General features: G+C 59.1%; 12 protein-coding genes and 1 pseudogene. 4 read left to right on the top strand and 9 right to left on the bottom strand.

Translation table 11 applies throughout. The annotated features are described in order from the left end of the window. The first annotated feature begins 205 nt into the window (after positions 1-205). Entirely contained in the window at positions 206-544 is a 339-nt protein-coding gene (locus OE747_RS14870; protein WP_263829357.1) for a P-II family nitrogen regulator, read from the top strand. Positions 545-579: 35 nt separating this feature from the next. Continuing rightward, on the top strand, positions 580-1,902 hold the full coding sequence (locus OE747_RS14865) for an ammonium transporter (protein ID WP_263829356.1): 1,323 nt from the start codon (positions 580-582) through the stop codon (positions 1,900-1,902). A 64-nt stretch (positions 1,903-1,966) separates the two neighbouring features. Here the strand turns inward: OE747_RS14865 and OE747_RS14860 are convergent, their stop codons facing one another. From OE747_RS14860 to OE747_RS14825, 8 genes and pseudogenes are all read right to left on the bottom strand, one after another. Then, positions 1,967-3,097, bottom strand: coding sequence for a M20/M25/M40 family metallo-hydrolase (locus tag OE747_RS14860; protein ID WP_263829355.1), 1,131 nt, complete (start codon positions 3,095-3,097; stop codon positions 1,967-1,969). Between the two features lie 4 nt (positions 3,098-3,101). Continuing rightward, complete coding sequence (locus OE747_RS14855) at positions 3,102-4,271, bottom strand: M20 aminoacylase family protein (RefSeq protein WP_263829354.1); 1,170 nt, start codon at positions 4,269-4,271, stop codon at positions 3,102-3,104. 31 nt (positions 4,272-4,302) lie between these two features. Beyond that, a complete protein-coding gene (locus OE747_RS14850) occupies positions 4,303-5,925 on the bottom strand; it encodes an ABC transporter ATP-binding protein (protein WP_263829353.1) in 1,623 nt (540 codons plus the stop codon). Between the two features lie 14 nt (positions 5,926-5,939). Beyond that, positions 5,940-6,839: an ABC transporter permease gene (locus tag OE747_RS14845; protein ID WP_164131581.1), complete on the bottom strand. Its 900-nt coding sequence runs from the start codon at positions 6,837-6,839 to the stop codon at positions 5,940-5,942. Next, on the bottom strand, positions 6,839-7,780 hold the full coding sequence (locus OE747_RS14840; RefSeq protein WP_263829352.1) for an ABC transporter permease: 942 nt from the start codon (positions 7,778-7,780) through the stop codon (positions 6,839-6,841). Before OE747_RS14840 ends, OE747_RS14845 begins: the two co-directional genes overlap by 1 nt. A 70-nt stretch (positions 7,781-7,850) precedes the next feature. Continuing rightward, complete coding sequence (locus OE747_RS14835; protein ID WP_263829351.1) at positions 7,851-9,446, bottom strand: ABC transporter substrate-binding protein; 1,596 nt, start codon at positions 9,444-9,446, stop codon at positions 7,851-7,853. A 205-nt stretch (positions 9,447-9,651) separates the two neighbouring features. After that, entirely contained in the window at positions 9,652-11,100 is a 1,449-nt protein-coding gene (locus OE747_RS14830; protein WP_263829350.1) for a M81 family metallopeptidase, read from the bottom strand. Between the two features lie 117 nt (positions 11,101-11,217). Further along, positions 11,218-11,529 (bottom strand): annotated as a pseudogene (locus OE747_RS14825) (integrase core domain-containing protein); the annotation flags it as partial. Positions 11,530-11,628: 99 nt separating this feature from the next. Here OE747_RS14825 and OE747_RS14820 point away from each other — a divergent pair. Continuing rightward, positions 11,629-12,096: a DUF411 domain-containing protein gene (locus tag OE747_RS14820; RefSeq protein ID WP_263829349.1), complete on the top strand. Its 468-nt coding sequence runs from the start codon at positions 11,629-11,631 to the stop codon at positions 12,094-12,096. 581 nt (positions 12,097-12,677) lie between these two features. Next, positions 12,678-13,946, top strand: coding sequence for a tyrosine-type recombinase/integrase (locus tag OE747_RS14810; RefSeq protein ID WP_263829348.1), 1,269 nt, complete (start codon positions 12,678-12,680; stop codon positions 13,944-13,946). Between the two features lie 15 nt (positions 13,947-13,961). On the opposite strand, the gene OE747_RS14805 is transcribed toward OE747_RS14810, so the two are convergent. Then, complete coding sequence (locus tag OE747_RS14805) at positions 13,962-15,920, bottom strand: GmrSD restriction endonuclease domain-containing protein (RefSeq protein ID WP_263829347.1); 1,959 nt, start codon at positions 15,918-15,920, stop codon at positions 13,962-13,964. Positions 15,921-16,025 lie beyond the last annotated feature (105 nt).

Raw genomic sequence — 16,025 nt, 5'->3', positions numbered from 1 at the left:
TGCCGTGTAGAGGTGTGAATTTGGATATCTTCCCCTTTTGGTTATCGCCTAAAATTTAACCGTCTCCGAATATTTGTGCAAAATTTGTGCGCTCACCCCCGGTTTGGAGGGCAGGAATTGCGCAGAATCCTTCGTTGCGGCGCCAAAACCGGTCTTTCTGCATGTGCAAAGTGCCGGATCGCCCGGCTGAACGAAGGGGAAAGACGTGAAACTGATCATAGCAACGATCAAGCCGTTCAAGCTCGAGGAGGTCAGGCAGGCCCTGACCGACGCCGGGGTGCGCGGCATGATGGTGACCGAGATCAAGGGGTTCGGCGCCCAGTCCGGTCACACCGAAATCTATCGCGGTGCGGAATACACCGTGAATTTCGTACCCAAGATCAAGCTGGAACTGGTCGTCTCCGATCAGGTTGTCGACCAGATCGTCGAAACGATCGCGACCACGGCACGCACCGGCAAGATCGGCGACGGCAAGATTTTCGTTGTCGACGTGGCACAGGCCCTGCGCGTGCGCACCGGTGAAACCGACGAGGACGCGCTGTGATCGGCGCCTCAGACATGTTCAAGGAAACCAAGGCTATGACGCTAATCAAGACACTTCTTCCGGCCGCTGCGCTGATCGCGTTGCCGACGCTGGGACTGGCCCAAGAGGCCGATGTAACGCCGCCGAACGAAGAAATCGGCTATATCTTCACTACGTTCATGTTCCTGGTCACCGGGTTCCTGGTGATGTGGATGGCGGCCGGTTTCACCATGCTCGAGGCCGGGCTGGTACGGCAAAAGAACGTGACCATGCAGCTGACCAAGAACATCGCGCTCTTCTCGATCGCGGCGCTGATGTATTACGCGATCGGCTACAACCTGATGTATCCCGGCGACGGCTGGAGCATCGACGGCGTGCTGGGCGCCTTCTCGATGGCGGCGATGGAGCCTGTCGGGCTGGCAGATACCGAAACCGACCTGACCTATGCCAGCGTTGGTTCGGATTTCTTCTTTCAGCTGATGTTCTGCGCCACGACCGCTTCGATCGTGTCGGGTACCCTGGCCGAACGGATCAAGCTGTGGCCCTTCCTGATCTTCGTCATCGTGCTGACCGGCCTGATCTACCCGATCCAGGCGTCGTGGAAATGGGGCGGTGGTTTCCTGGATGCGGCAGGTTTCCTTGATTTCGCCGGTTCGACCGTGGTTCACTCGGTCGGTGGTTGGGCCGCGCTTGCGGGCGCGCTGATCCTCGGACCGCGCCTCGGCAAGTACAAGGATGGTCGCGTGATCCCGATCATGGGTTCGAACCTGCCGCTCGCCACGTTGGGTACGTTTATCCTGTGGTTGGGGTGGTTCGGTTTCAACGGCGGTTCGCAGCTCTATATGGACACGGCAGGCAACGTCGCTGACATCAGCCGGATCTTTGCCAACACCAACACCGCAGCGGCAGGTGGCGCCATCGCGGCCCTGATCCTGACCCAGCTGATGTACAAAAAGGTCGACCTGACCATGGTGCTGAACGGCGCGCTGGCAGGCCTGGTGTCGATCACTGCCGAGCCGCTGACCCCCGGCCTGGGTGCTGCCACCCTGATTGGTGCAGTCGGTGGGGTGATCGTGGTCTTCGCCGTGCCCTTCCTCGACCGTGTCAAGATCGACGACGTCGTCGGCGCGATCCCGGTTCACCTGATGGCCGGTATCTGGGGTACCATTGCCGTGGTTCTGACCAATGCCGATGCGAGCCTTGGAACGCAACTCTACTCCATCGTTGTTGTCGGCGCCTTCACCTTCGTCGTCTCGGGCGTGCTCTGGTTCGTGCTCAAGACCGTGATGGGGATTCGCGTCTCCTCCGAAGACGAGATCAACGGGCTCGACATGGCCGAACTCGGCATGGAAGCTTATCCCGAGTTCTCGAAATCCTAAGCTTCCTTCCTCACCGGTGTGAGACCTTGCCCGGGCCATTGGCCCGGGTTTTTTTCATGCGCAATCAGGTCAGACGCATGAGAAGTCCGGCGATCAGCCGGGCACGTTCCGGCAGGCTGTCGACCTCGATATGCTCGTTCAGCGTATGCAGCCCCTTGCCGCGCACGCCGATGGAATCGAGCGTTGGAATACCCATCGCGCCGGTAAAGTTCCCGTCCGATCCGCCGCCAGCACTGGCTGCCGTCAGATCAAATCCCAGCCCTTGCGCGATGTCGCGCGCGATTTCGAACATCGCCATCGTGCCGGGCTGATCGGGCTCCCAGACGGGGCGGGTGACACCACGGGTGACACGGAACTCGACACCATTCTCTTCGCCAGAGAGGGCCAACATCCGCGCGACGCCGTTGTCCAGATCCTCTTGCCGTTTGGCCATGCTGAGCGCTTCGGCATGACAGGCCGAGGATACGCAATTGACCCATTGCCCGGCATGGATCACGCCAACGCTGAAAGTGCAATCGGGGCCTGTCATCGCCTCGATCTCAAGGATCTTGCGCGCCATCGTGGCAATTGCAGACCGGCCTTCGGCCAGTCTTGCGCCGGCATGGCTGGGACGGCCCACTGTTTCCAGATTGAAGCGCGCTATGGCGTAACGACCGACCACCGCACCGCCATCGTCGCGGGCAGGTTCGGGCACCAGAACATACCGATTGCGCGCGGCCTCCGCCTCGATCAGGTCACGGGTTGACGGGGTGCCGACCTCTTCGTCCGGGGTAAAAAGAACCGTAACCGGCAGCGGCGTCTGAATGCCTGCCCGGGCCAGTTGGCGCAGCGCCTCGACCGCGCAGAAATTGCCGCCCTTCATGTCCTGAATACCAGGACCATAACACAGGTTTCCCTCGCGCCGGAACGGCAGTTTCTTCAAGGTACCGACCGGGTGGACCGTATCCATGTGACCCGATATCAGGATGCCCGGCTTGCCAGCGTCCGGATGCGGCAGGCGCACGCGCAGGCTGCCGCCGAATCCCATCCGGCCCGGAATGCGCTCGACCGTACCGAGAGCGGCCAGATCATAGGCGGCCAGATCCATCATCCGGTTTACTGCGCTGGCATCGAATGTGGGGCTTTCGCATTCGATCCAGGGGCGCAGGCCCGCCACCATGGTGTCGGAGTCAAAAGGCAGATCCAGAAAGGGCATATGTTTATCCAGCCAGCGGCAGGCGGCGCTCCAGCACGCGCGCCATGATTGAGGCCCCGACTGGCAATATACCGGTATCGATCACGAATTTCGGATTGTGAACCGCAACCGTACCTGCATGACCCAGCGTGCAATAAGCTCCGGGCACCACGCGCAGCATGTCGGCGAAATCCTCGGACCCGGTCACCGGCTCGTCGCGTTCAACGACGTTCTCGGCGCCAACGATATCCCCTGCTGCTTCCATATAAGCATCGGACAGGTCAGAATCGTTTTGCAGCACGTTGAAAACATTGCGCAGGTGCAGGTCGATCTCGACCCCATAGGCCAGCGCGAAACCATCGCAAAGTTCCTTCATCCGGCGTTCCGCGAGTTCGCAGACCTCATCCTTGAAGTACCGGATGGTACCGGCCAGCGTCGCCGTGTCCGGCACCACGTTATAGGCCGATCCGGCATGGATTTGCGTGACCGAGACGACGCAGGCGTCGAGCGCGCGCACATTGCGCGACACGATGGTCTGGATGTCGCCCACCAGCGACGACGCGATTATGAGCGGATCACGCGATTCATGCGGCATGGCGCCGTGACTGCCCTTGCCCTTGATCTTGATATCGAAAAAGCTCGACCCGGCCATGGCCGCGCCTTTGACAATGCCGAATTTGCGCGGCTGGCCACTGGGCCAATTATGCAGGCCGTAGATCTCGTCACAGGGAAACTTCTCGAACAAGCCGTCCCCCAGCATACCGCGCGCACCGCCCAGCCCCTCTTCGGCAGGCTGGAAGATCAGGACGGCAGTACCATCGAAATCACGTGTTTCGGCAAGGTGCTTGGCCGCGCCCAACAGCATGGTGGTATGGGCGTCATGACCGCAGGCGTGCATGACCCCGGGATTCTGAGAGGCGTAGTCAAGCCCGGATTCCTCGTGGATCGGCAGCGCATCCATGTCCGCCCGCAGGCCGACGCGGCGGTTACCGCCGCCCTTGCCCTTGATGAGCGCGACAACACCCGTCTTGCCAATGCCCTCGTGCACCTCGTCCACCCCATATGCGCGGAGCTTTTCGGCCACCACACCAGCGGTGCGGGTTTCGGTGAACCCGATCTCAGGGTGGGCGTGCAGATCCTTGAAGATCGCCTCCAACTCACCCTTGCTTTGTTCGATGACGGGAAGAATGGCCATGTTGTTTTCCTTTTCGTAACCCTGCCCTGTCTCAGGCGGCGGTATCAGACCCAAAGGTAACGTCGCGCCCCGGTGCCGCGTCGAGCAACAGCCGGGTATAGTCGTGCTGCGGGTTGGAATAGACGTCTTTCGTAGGGCCCTGTTCCACGACAACGCCCTTTTTCATCACGATCAGACGGTCACAGATCTGAGCGGCGACACGCAAGTCATGGGTGATGAAGAGCATGGCAAGGTCATAGCGTTCGCGGATGTCATCGAGCAATTCAAGCACTTGGGCCTGAACCGAGACATCAAGCGCTGACACCGCCTCGTCCGCGATCAGCACATCGGGTTCTACCGCCAGCGCTCGGGCGATGCAGATCCGCTGTCGCTGACCACCCGAGAACTGGTGAGGGTAACGTTCGAGCGCGTCGCCCGACAGCCCGACCAATTCCATAAGGTCGCGCGCGGTTTTCAGCGCCTGATCAATCGCCACGCCGAAGTTCACCGGTGCCTCAATCAGCGACTGCCCGATGGTACGGCGCGGATTGAGCGACCGGTAAGGATCCTGGAACACGATCTGAACCTTGCGGCGATGTGGGCGCAGTTTGGACTGCGGCAGGGTGCCGATATCGGTTCCATGCAGGCTGATGGTGCCCGAGGTCGGGTCAATCAGCCGGGCGATGCAACGCGCGACGGTGGATTTGCCCGACCCGGATTCACCGACGATACCCAGGGTCTCGCCCCTGCGGACATGCAGGTCGACATCGGAGGCCGCATGTACGATCCGGTCCTTCGACAACCAACCGGTGCGACCATAGATCTTGTTGAGGTTGCTTACCTCGATCGCGTTTTTCCCGGTCCGCGGCATCCGGTCCGGCGGCGTCATGGACGGGACCGAGGCCATAAGCATCTGCGTGTAGGGTTCCTTGGGGCGGCGCAGAACGTCATCGCGGTCGCCATATTCGACCACCCGGCCGTTCTGCATGACAACGATGCGATCTGCGATTTCCGCCACCACGCCAAAGTCATGGGTGATGAACAGAACGCCGGTTCCCCGCCGCTCTTGCATCTCCTTGACCAGCTTGAGGATTTGCGCCTGGGTCGTCACATCCAGCGCCGTCGTCGGTTCGTCGGCAATCAACAGCGCAGGGTCAAGCACCAGCGCCATCGCGATCATGATCCTCTGTCGCTGCCCGCCCGAAAGCTGGTGCGGGAAACTGTCGACCATCTTTTCAGGGTCAGGCAGGTGTACCGCCTCCATGATCTCGATGGCGCGCTTACGTCGGTCAGCGGCGGAAAGATCCGTATGGATCTCAAGCACCTCGGAAATCTGTTCCCCCACCCGCGTCACCGGGTTGAGGGCGGTCATCGGCTCTTGAAAGATCATCGCCATACGGGTGCCGCGCAGGTCACGCAGCCGGTTCGCACTGGCCTGAAGCGTGTCTTCGCCTTGTAGGAGAGTCTCGCCCGTTGACGGCTTCAGGGCCGCTGGTAGCAACCCCATGACGGCCGAGGCGGTAACCGATTTGCCGGATCCGCTTTCGCCCACGACACAGACAATCTCGCCCGGAGCGACTGTAAAGCTGATGTTCTCCACAGCATTGGGACGGTCTGCATTTTTGGGCAGACTGACCGTCAGGTTGCGAACCTCGAGGACGTTTTGCTGTTCCATTTCCTGCGCCCTTCTCACAACCGTTTTGCAAAGCGCGGGTCGAGCGTGTCGCGCAGACCGTCACCCAGCATGTTGACCGCAAGAACGGTCAGAGCCAGCACCAGACCAGGATAGAAGATATTGTGCGGGAAAAGCTGAAACACCGCTCGGCCCTCGGCCATGATATTGCCCCAGGTCGGAATCTCGGGCGGGATGCCGATGCCCAGGAAAGACAGGATCGCCTCGACGATGATCGCGGATGCCACGATAAACGTGCCCTGCACGATCAGCGGCGCGATGGTGTTGGGCAGGATATGGCGCACCAGCAGGACCGGGGTACGGGTGCCCGCGGTGATCGCTGCTTCGACATAGGGTTCTTCGCGGATGGACAGCACGATCGAGCGGACAAGGCGCACCACGCGGGGCACCTCTGGCACCACGATGGCGATGATCACGCTGGTCAGGCCGGCGCTGAACAGGGAAACCACCGCAATGGCAAGAAGGATCGCGGGGATGGCCATAAGCCCGTCCATGACACGCATGATGATCCCGTCAAGCCATCTGACATAACCGGCCAGCACACCGATCGCCATGCCGATCACGATCGAGATCGTGGCGACTGAGACACCCACGACAAGCGAAATTCGCGCCCCATAAATGATGCGGCTGTAAACATCGCGACCCAGCGTGTCGGATCCCAGCCGATAGACAACCGGCACCTTCTTGCCCGAATGGTCACGCACCGTAGTCTCGTACCCCGGGGGCTGATTGCGGTCCTTGGGTGAAATATCGGCCGGGTCGCGGGTGCCCAGCACCGGAGCCAGTAACCCCAACAGCACGACAGCCAGGACCAGCACCCCACCGATGATCACCGAAGGGTTGGCCAACATTCGGCGCAGGGTCTGGCGACCGGGGGAAATCGCGGCAGTCGACATCAGTAACGGATCCTCGGGTCAAGAACGGTATAGCTGACGTCAATCAGAAGATTGATCAGCACATAGATGAAGGAGAACAGGAGGATAACGGCCTGGATGGTCGGAAAGTCCCGGGCAAGCACGGCTTCGACTGTCAACAGACCAAGACCGGGCAGGTTAAACACGGACTCGGTCACGACCACGCCGCCAATCAGGATCGCAAAGGAAAGCCCGATCACGGTGACGATAGGCACCGCCGCGTTGCGTACCGCATGGCGCATGAGCACCTTGGTTTCCGTCTGCCCCTTGGCCCGCGCCGTGCGAACATAATCCTCGCCAAGAACTTCGAGCACGCTGGTTCGCGTCATCCGGGCGATGAACGCCACGAAGATCACCGAAAGCGCGACCGAAGGCAGGATCAGTCGGAGCAGCCATCCGCCAACCCCGTCGGAGATGCGCTGATACCCCTGTACCGGCAGCCAGCCGAGCTTGATCGAAAACAGGTAGATCAGCATGTAGCCGATAACAAAGACCGGTAGCGAAAAACCCAGAACCGAAAAGCCCATGATGCCCCGGTCAAGCCAGCTGCCTTGGCGATAGGCCGCCAGCGTGCCCAACGGGACAGCGATACAGACGGTCAGAATGATGGTCAGAAGAGACAAGGACAAGGTCGGCTCCAGCCGCGCCGCAATCAATTCTCCGACCTGTTTCTTGTAAAAGAAGCTTTCGCCAAAATCGCCTTGGAACATGTTGCCAAGCCAGACCATGAATTGAACCGGCAAGGGCTTGTCCAGTCCGAGCTTTGCCCTGATCTCGGCGATCTGTGCATCGTTTGCGTAATCGCCCGCGATGATCGCAGCGGGGTCGCCGGGCGTCAGACGCAACAGCATGAAAACGAAGACCGCAACCAGCAACATGACCGGAATGGTCGCGATCAATCGGCGAAGAAGATAGCTGAGCATGGGTCTCTGACTCTTTTGCGCGGCGAAATGGTCTGCGCGGCAGCATGGGCCGCCGCGCAGTTCACTTTTGTCAGTTCTTGGAGATGTTCCAGAACACCGCAGCACCCGTGGGCAGAACACCGTCGATGTTCGACCGCGTCGCCGTCGCCTGGTTCCACTGACCCAGGTGAATATGGGTCGGATATTCGAGCCAGGCTCCCTGCACATCCTCGACGATCTTCAACTGCTCTTCCTTGGTGGTCGCACGTGCAAAGGAATCGCGCAGCCCCTCGATCTTTTCGTCGCAGGGCCAGCCGAAGAGGGCCGTGTCACATGACGAATTGAGGAAGGCCATAGCCACCGGGTTGAACAGGTCGCCCGCAGTCCAAGACGTGATGAAGGCGTTCCAGCCGCCATCGGCAGGCAGATCCTTCTTCGCGCGGCGTGCCACCAGCGTCTGCCAGTCCATCGACTGCATGTCGACATTCAGACCGATGGCCTCCATCAGGTCCTTGGCCACCGGCGCAAGGTTGGTGAGAACCGCAAGGTCGGTCGAATGCATCAGCAGGATCGGCTCGCCGTTGTAACCCGATTCCGCGATCAACTCGCGCGCCTTGTCGAAGTTCGATTCCAGCAAGCCATCCATATGAGCCGTGGTTTCGAACGGCATGCCGCAGCCGAACATAGCCTTGCACGCCTTGTAATAATCGGCGTTGCCGATCTGGGCTTGCAGGAAATCTTCCTGGTTGAAGGCATAGAGAAGCGCTTGCCGCATCTTCGGATTGTCAAACGGCGGGTGCAGCACATTGTACCGGAAGGTGAACTGGTTGCCGGCCGGGTTAAAGTCGACAAGTTTGATGTTCTCGTCACCCTCGACCAGCGGCAGCAGATCGTGAGGCAGACCTTCGATATAGTCGAGTTCGCCGGCTTTCAGCGCGTTGACCGCCTGTTGCTGGTCACGGATCGGCAACCACTCGACCCGGTCGACCTTGGCAATTTTACCGCCTGCCAGACCCGAGGCCGGTTCCGAGCGCGGAACATAACCTGCGAACTTGTCATAGACGATCTTGGTGCCGGGCTCCCAAGCCTCTTGATTGAAAACGAAAGGACCGGAACCGATGAATTCCGAGATCTGCTCGGATGACGGTGTATTGGCGATACGCTCGGGCATCATGAACGGCACGTTCGAGCTGGGCTTGGCCAACGCCAGCGTCACAAGGCCAGTCTGAGCGTTCAGCTTGAAGGTGATGGTCTTGTCATCCGTCGCTTCCAGCGAGTCGACGAAGCTCATCATCTTCTGGCCCATGGCGTCCTTGGAGCCCCAGCGCTTGATCGAGGCCACACAGTCCGCCGCCGTCACCGGCGCACCGTCATGCCACGACAGACCGTCGCGCAGGGTCATGGTGATGGTCAGCCCATCGTCGGATGTCGAGACCGTATCCACCATTTGTGGCTGGACGTTGCCGGATGCGTCCAGCGCGAACAGCGTGTCATAGACCATATAGCCGTGGTTGCGCGAGATATAGGCAGTGGTCCAGATCGGGTCGAGAATCTTCAGGTCCGAATGCGGAACGACTTTCAGGGTGGTCTCGGCCTGGGCGAATGTTCCTGTGGCGCTCAACCCCAGGCCCATCACCATCGCGGCCACGGCACCTTTTATAAGGCCGCGTCGTGCGGTTTTGAACATTGTTTGCTCCCTGTCATTTTCACACGCAATTTTGATGCGCTGACCTGATCATTGAGGCGCCGCCTGCACGAGTCAAAGGATTTCGGAAAAAAGATCACCGTCGGTTCGAATAGCAAACCGAAACGCAGGAAAAGCCCGCCTTTTCAAAGGCAAACCCTCTAAAATGACTAAAAAGGCAGTTGTGTGAGAACCCGCTAGAAAGGAATCAGCGAAAGGGATCTTCCACCTTGGGCCAGTATCCCCCGTGACGCTTGGTATAGGGGATGTTGGCATAGTCAGGCGTAATCGCACCGGGCCCGGAGATATAGATCACCTCAGACGCAATCGGCGCAAAACCCGCATGGAAATGCTGCGAGGATTTCACCACAACGATCTTCATCTTAGACAGGTCAAGCCCAAGATCGGTGAAGCCGATCGGATGAAAGGCCTGGGTGCGCTTGTCGCTCAGCACCATGTGTACGCCATTCGCTTCAAGCCAGACACCATTGCCCATCGGCATTCTGGTCTGACCCATCATCTGATGCATGTTTTCCTTGATGCCGCGCACGGTCACCGTCAGGTCGACCGGATCGCCCGACATCGGCCCGACCTTTCCCCCCAACCTGACCTGCATCGTCGCACCGACACCGGAATCCATGCACATCCGAACAACCACCGGATCCCAGAAAATGCCGATTGCCACATCGCTCAGTCCGCGCGTCAGGACCTCTTGCAAGACAAAGGTCGAGTCCGCCGGTGCGCCGCCCCCGGCATTGTCGGCAAAGTCTGCGACCACGACAGGTGTTTTCGCCGCCGCCTGCGCCTTGTCCAAGGCGCCGCCGATCGACGGCCAATTCACCCGTACACCTTCGCGCAGGGACCAAAGCTTTTCGCCGAAAGCGCGGGCAACGGCTTGGGCCTGGTCGGCATTTCCATCGGTTATCGCCAGCATCCGTGCACCTACGCGCTCGCAATCGCCCCAGGGGAATCCGTGTGATAGAGACAGAGACAAGACACCATCCTTGCCTTCGGTCGCCTGCATTTCATCGACGAACCCGCGCATCGGCGCGCGCGTGGTGTGAAACATCGTGATCATCCGGCAATCGTAGTCCCGCATCACGGGTTTGATCTTGCCTTCGGCCGTATCCGCCGCCAGCACGAACAGCTCACGCGCCCGGTCAGGGCTGTCGGTATGCGGGTATTCCTTGTAGCAGATGATCAGATCGGCCGCGTCGAGCATGTCCTGGGTCAGGTGATTGTGAGGGTCGATTTCCAGCCCGATCACGACCCTGTCACCCAGAATCGCGCGTGCATGGGTCAGCAGATCACCCTCGCAATCGTCATAACCATCGGCGATCATCGCTCCGTGCATCGAGAACAGCGCAATGTCGGGCGAGGCCTTGCGGAGGTCAGCCAGGATTTCCTCGCGAAAACCTTCATAAGTCCCGCGTATGGTCGGTCCGGCAGGCTGGGCAAAGGCGGCAAGGCTTTCGATCACCTCCCACCCCCGGGCCTCTGCCATCTGGCGCCACTCATGCAGCGGCGCCGAGAACAGATTGGCCGGTTCCGCGGTGGCCTTACGGCTGACGAAACTGTCCTGAAAGGCAAGGGTTCCCGTCGGTATCGGAGAAAAGCTGTTGGTCTCTGTCGCAAGACCGGCAATGAATACCTTCATATTGCTCCCCTGTGCTCAAGATCCTCGCGTCACACAGCCAACCCGGCGCGTGGAGGTCGCTGCAATTCAGAGCAAGATTTCAGGGCCGCCGCAAGCTTCAACTATTTCGACAATTGATCAGCCCCACCTGAGTGGTCCGATTGAATGTTGGTGCAGGATTGGCCTGGGTTTCATCGGAACGATGACCTCCGGGGCTGGTGGGCGATAACCGGGTTGTCTGGTATTGTAGTGTTTCCGCCATTGCTCGATCAAGGTTTACACCTCCGGTAGCGAACAGAAGAGTTCACCGTACCGCAGTTCATTCCGAAGCCTTTTGTTGAAGCTTTCGCGGTATCCGTTCTCTCAGGGTGATCCCGGCCCGATATAGGCCGTCTTGGCTGCGACCGCTGTTATCCGGTCCGGAACAGCCTGAGCTATGAACTCTGGGCCGCAGCACGTTGGGAGCGGGCGCTACCGATAGGTTAGTCATGTCCTTGCCAGCAGCGCTTCCAGACTCCACATTGTCACTATGAGCTTGGAGGGTCTGTAATGAGCAACAGGAAGTCACGCAGAGCGATCTTGGTATCACTGGCAGCAACTGCATTTGTTCCGAGACGCCTTTGGGCTGCTGGCACGTCGATCCAGGTCGTCAAGGATCCGAATTGCGGTTGCTGTTCAGCCTGGATGACGATCTTGGCGGACCAAGGGTTTGCGGTTTCCCAGACAAACGTGGATCGAGATGAGCTATTGAGATTCAAAATGATCAGCGGCGTGCCGGACGCGATCGCGTCCTGTCACACGGCATTAGTCGACGGCTATGTGATCGAAGGTCACGTTCCGGTCGCCGATATTCGCCGTCTGTTGGCAGAGCGGCCCGACGCCGTGGGGCTGGCAGTCCCGGGTATGCCATACGGGTCGCCCGGGATGGGCCCGGACAACGAGCGCGAAGCCTATGATGTGATTCTGATGCTCAGGGATGGATCGGCTGAGGTTTTCAGCCACTACCAAGCGGCATGATCTGTTTGGTCGGCACCCGTAATCTTGCAGATTTATCTCAGTCTTTTGCAGCTGCATTCGCGGCAGCCACGATGTTTCCGATGCAATCGAGGCCTTGCTGGCGTATCAGGTGAGTAATCCGGATTTGTGGCCTTTGCGACCGTTCGGGACCGCCACGCTCGGCAATGTGCTGGGTTCCATGGTGAACTGGTGTTGCGGCCGGTTCCTGCGCAGATACCCGCACAAGCGATGGTTCCCAGTACCGCCCGACCCGCTGCACGCGATGAAAGTTCCGCGCGACGGGGGATTGCTCAACCCGCGCCAACAGGCGTGAATGAAGATCAGGCTCCGGTCGCGGCGGGATGAAAGACCATTGGCAGGTCACCAATCGCGCTCTGAAACCATTTTATTTAAGAAATGTAGGGGATTACCATGGCGGACCGAGGAACCGCCATTCACACATCTCATCGGGTTGCAGGAGAATGCAAAGAGACGTATTTTTACGTTAATAGTCAATAACATAACTGAATTATCATTTGCATTAAGTTGCAATCTGCCGCAAACAAGGGAAACATTTTTGGTGGCAAGGATGGTGGCATAGAGTGCCCAAACAAGCGGTGGAACTGAAAGCGATCCAGGTCAAGCGGTTGAGTGAACCCGGCCGCCACGCAGTCGGAGGAATACCCCCGGGGCTCAGCTTGAACATCACTGAGACTGGCGCCAGATCATGGATATTCCGGGTGACGGTGGGACGCAACCGCCGACATATTGGACTGGGCTCATACCCAGAAGTCTCTCTCGCAGAGGCACGTGAACTGGCGCTGGAGATGAAGCGGAAGATCAGCGCAGGCATCGACCCGGTCGAACAGCGACAGGCTGAACGGGCCGCCCTTGTTCTTGAGGAAAAGCAACGCACGACCTTTCGGGACGCCTTCAACAGCTTCTACGAGGAGAAGGTGCAGGGCGAACTCAAGAACGCCAAGCATGTCAAGCAGTGGCAATCGACGCTCACGACTTACGCCTTCCCGGTCATCGGCGAAAAGTCCGTCGCGACGATCTCAGTGGAGGACGTCCTGGCGGTCCTCCGCCCGATCTGGACCACGAAGAACGAGACCGCCTCGCGCGTGCGCCAGCGCATCGAGGCCGTGCTGGATTGGTCCAAAGCCATGAAGCTCCGGGATGGTGAAAACCCGGCACGGTGGAAAGGCAACCTTCAACAGATTCTTCCGTCTCCAGACAAGGTGCAGAAAGAGAACCGGTATCCGGCCGTCGACCTCGACGAGGTCGCGGAATGGTTCCATATTCTGCGCACCAGGAACGGAATGGCAGCACGCGCTCTGGAGTTCCTTACATTGACCGCGTCGCGTTCAGGCGAAGTGCGTGGAGCGCTTTGGGGCGAGATCGATCTGGAAAGGGGCATCTGGACCATTCCCGCAGACAGGATGAAAGCCGGCCGCGAACATCGAGTGCCTCTCTCCTATGAGGCAATCAAGCTCTTGAAGACCTTGCCCAGGTTCAAGGGCTGCCCCTACGTCTTTCCTTCCCCCAGGAACGGACAGATGTCGGACATGACGCTCTCCGCAGTCATGCGCCGTATTCAGGAGACCGAAGAGAAGGACGGGCGTCCCGGTTTCCTCGACCCGCGCTCACGCCGCCCTGCTGTCCCGCACGGGTTGCGATCCACCTTTCGCGACTGGGCCGCCGAGCGCACCACTTATCCTCGCGACATGGCAGAGATTGCGCTTGCCCATAATGTTGGCAGTGATGTCGAACGCGCTTACCGGCGCAGTGACATGGTCGAGAGGCGCCGCGAGATGATGGAGGAATGGTCGCGGTTCGTTATTTTGCCCACGCAGCAGCACCGGGAGTAATTTGGGGACTTCGACCTACTCCGCTGCCAAGCCGGAACCAGATGCACTGAGCTTATTGACGTAGGTTCTGAACTCGCCTGACGATGTAAAGCATCGATAGCCCGCCGCACTGGCCATCGAGATAAGTTCTGCGCCCTCACCAAGAAGAACGGCTACCGGCTCGGTTAATTCAGCCTGAACCCCACTGGGCCAAACCAGATCAAGGATGGCGCGCTGCTCGCCTGTGTCCGGGTCCACATGATCGAAGGCCATTTCGCCCCGCGCGTAGCCTTGCTCCACAACCCAGTCATTCAGAGCTTCCAGCTCGTTCGCTTCATCTTCGCTCGCGATGCCACCAAGAAGGACACGATCGGTGGTTCGGGCCGTGCGGACACCGTCGAGCAACGATGTGTCGCCATGCAGAAGGGACTCGAGGCACGCGTTTGCAGCGTCCGCCAAAAGCTCTTTGCGGGCTTCAAGGAAGTCTCTGTAATTTTCGATCCGCCAAAGCGCCGGGTCTTGCGGAATCCACTGCGAGTGCAAAGCGCCGGGATGATCTGCTTCGATTTTGGGAAAATAGTCCTCAGGTCGACGGTCAGAAATCGACAGGTTCGTATCCTTGGTCAGGAAACAGAAGTTTGCTAGGGCGTTGACCTCAGCTCGGGCATAGCTGGCTTCATAAAGACGGGCGCGAGGAAAAATGTGATGAACTTCCAGTCGGCTCATTTTTCCTAGCAGGTTGTTTTTCAGAGGGAGCCCAGTGCCCCAATCCCGTGCCTCGGTCATGCGGGTGAGCATGTAAAGGACGGGGTAGAATCGCGCCCCTACACTCCATGAATGGAAATGATCTGGTTCAACCCGCAAACCTCCCTGCGAGAGGCGCAATTCCGCGATTAGTTTTTCCAGGTCGCCGTCGCTTTGTTCGAGAATGCCCAGGTCTTTGTCGATGGTGCTCTCGACTGCAGAAGAGTAACGCCCCCACATGCCTGTCTGGACGAACCAGAATAGGAGCTTGTCGCGCGTTTTCTCATCAAGCTTTCCGCCGTGCGTATCGAGGTAGCGCACCATTACGGGAATGGCGAAACGTGAAAACAGAACCCGGTCATGGTCTAACCCGAGGCGCCCAGCAATCATGTTCAGCGACGTGTCGATGTGACGGACGGCACGCTTGAGCGCGTTGGCGATGTCGTCCGTGCCTTGCGAGTGCAGGTAAAGGAACTTGGCTTCTCCGGTCAGAACCGTATTCACCGATCGCAGAAGCCAGTCGAGAGTGAAGTCATAGCCGTCGGCACGCCACTGCGCGATGCTGGTTTTCATTGTGTCACGGGCCTCAGGCCAGTCGGCGCAAATCTTTGCCAGCGCTAGGTCGCCTTTCGACAGTTTCGTTCCACCACTGTTGACCCGGTTGAAAATGTCCACCACCACGTCCAGCGTCTTGTCTGCTCCTGTGACTTCCTCGATGTGAAAAGCCTTATCGCGGATGCCAAGAAGCTGATTCATTCGACCCATATACTTGCCGATATTCGCCATGTTGCTTGGGTCTTGGCTGAGAGCGGTCAGGAAGGCTCCAATGCCGTTATTTCCCTTTTGCATGACTTCGGTAACGTCAACCCAAAGCGGATCTTCTCGCATCTTGATCGGTTGGAAAAACTCGAATTCCTCGGTCTCAAGATTGAAGCGCAGGTCGGTGAACGCCTTTTCGTTCCCGTCAAAGAAACGTGGCGGTTTACCTCGGATGACGCCATAAAGCGAGGTAATGCGCTGCTGGCCGTCCAGAAGCAATTTCACGACCCCAGGAGCCAGCTTGCCGTCGCCACGATGGGCTGCTGTGGACGCATCGGTTGCCCATACCAAGAGGCTGCCAACCGGGTGCCCGCGATACAGCGACTGAAAAAGTCCTCGAACCTGTTCTCTCCCCCAGACATAGCCGCGTTGAAACTCGGGCAGAGCCATGTGCCCGTTGTCGATGTAGTCTAGAATTGAGGCAATCTGCATGTCGATCCCGGGATGGTGCGTTCAGTCTAATGTCAACGGCGGCGCAATTTCCGGCCATTGGGCGGAGTAAAAGCGGACCACCTCGGTCGTGACCGGCGCCTTGGC

Source organism: Ruegeria aquimaris (assembly GCF_025751555.1).
Lineage (GTDB): Bacteria > Pseudomonadota > Alphaproteobacteria > Rhodobacterales > Rhodobacteraceae > Ruegeria_B > Ruegeria_B aquimaris.
The sequence above is the reverse complement of the archived record's forward strand: the minus strand, read 5'-3'. Positions and strand labels throughout refer to the sequence as shown.